This window comes from Paenibacillus sp. LHD-117 (genome assembly GCF_030929555.1).
Taxonomy (GTDB): domain Bacteria; phylum Bacillota; class Bacilli; order Paenibacillales; family Paenibacillaceae; genus Pristimantibacillus.
Genome location: NZ_JAVFVT010000076.1, coordinates 1 through 1,694, shown reverse-complemented (window position 1 = coordinate 1,694; position 1,694 = coordinate 1). Strand labels below are relative to the sequence as shown.

Here is a 1,694-nt window from a genome sequence, read left to right as displayed (position 1 = left end):
AGGGGCTGTCCCATAAGGTCAATTCATTGACCTGAGGGCTAGCCCCGTTTTTGTCTAAAGAAATAACAAAAAGAAATCGTTTCTTGGTAAAATGGAAGTGCGACCCACCATTTACGAAAGGAACGATTTCTTTGTACATTCAATATACCATGGACCAACTTCATCTGCCAATGGACTTGGAGGACGACATTCCTCCTCGTCACCTTGTTCGCGTTGTCAATGATGCGGTAAACCGCTTGGACAATGGAATCTTTACCACCGCCTACCCTGGCGGAGGGCGTGACAGCTACCATCCTAAAATGCTAACGAAAGTCATCATATACGCCTACACGCAGCGCATCTACTCTTCTCGTCAAATCGCAAAAGCCATCCGTGAGAATATTATGTTCATGTGGATTGCGGGCAGACAACGCCCCGACTTCCGTACCATCAATCGTTTCCGCTCTGAACGTATGAAAGATGTTTTGGAAACCATCTTCACGAGTGTGCTTCAGTTTCTAGCCGAGGAGAATTACGTCAATCTCGATCATTACTTTGTCGACGGCACCAAGTTTGAAGCGAACGCAAATCGGTACACGTTTGTTTGGGGTAAAGCGGTCGTGAAACAGAAGGCGAAGTTGCAAGAAAAAGTACAGACGCTGTTTGCAGCAATCGAACAATCCGAGCAGCAAGAAGAGCGCGAACAAGCGGGAAAAGACCTCATGGAGCTCGGCGAGGCATCGACTTTGACCAGCGAAAAGCTGGAGGCCGCCGTTCAGCAATTGGAAGCGAAGCTGGAGGCTCAGCCGAAGGACAAGCCTTTGAAGAAAGCGGTACGTGCGCTTCGAAAAGACTTGCTGCCGCGTTTGCAAAAATACGAGACCCAGCAAGAGATCCTCGGAGATCGTAACAGCTTCAGTAAGACCGATCCCGATGCCACCTTCATGCGAATGAAAGAAGATCACATGCGCAATGGACAACTTAAGCCTGGCTACAACGTGCAGATCGGAACGGAAAACCAGTTCATTATCGGCTACAGCTTACATCAGCGCCCGACGGACACACGTTGCCTAAAGCCTCATTTGGAGAAGATCAAAGCTGCTCTCGGCAAGCTGCCGAAAACGGTTATTGCGGATGCGGGCTACGGCGGAGAAGAAAACTACGCATACTTGGAAAGTGAACAGCTAGAAGCAATCGTGAAGTATAGTACGTACCATAAGGAAAAGTCGAAGAAGTGGCAGCAAGATATCAGCAAGCTAGACAACTGGCAGTACGACGAAGCTGAAGATACTTGGACGTGTGCGGCTGGACGTAAACTGCTGTTTCGCTATGAATCAAAGGAAACGACGGAAAGCGGCTATGAAATACGGAGACGTCACTACCGGAGCATAAGTTGTGAAGGTTGTCCGTTCAAAGAGGCGTGTACAAAGGCACAAGGAAATCGAGAAATCACTGTGAGTCTGAAGTATCTACAATACAAGCAGCAAGCACGAGAAAAGCTCCAAAGCGAGGAAGGGTACGCGTTATCGGTTCGGCGGATGATTGAACCAGAGAGCGTATTTGGACAAATAAAGAACAACCGGGGATACCGGCGTTTTCTGCTTCGAGGCCTGCCGAAGGTAAGCCTTGAGGTCGGGTGGCTTTCACTCGCCCACAATTTGCTCAAGAAAGCGACAATAAGCCAAAAGCCAAAAATGGCGGCGCAGGGATAACCT

At 48.9% G+C, this 1,694-nt stretch carries 1 protein-coding gene; it reads left to right on the top strand.

Annotation, left to right across the window (positions count from 1 at the left end; translation table 11 throughout):
- Nucleotides 1–131: 131 nt before the first annotated feature.
- Nucleotides 132–1,691 (top strand): IS1182 family transposase, encoded by a 1,560-nt coding sequence (locus RB620_RS30050; RefSeq protein WP_308100837.1) that lies wholly within the window; start codon nucleotides 132–134, stop codon nucleotides 1,689–1,691.
- The last annotated feature ends 3 nt before the right edge of the window (nucleotides 1,692–1,694 follow it).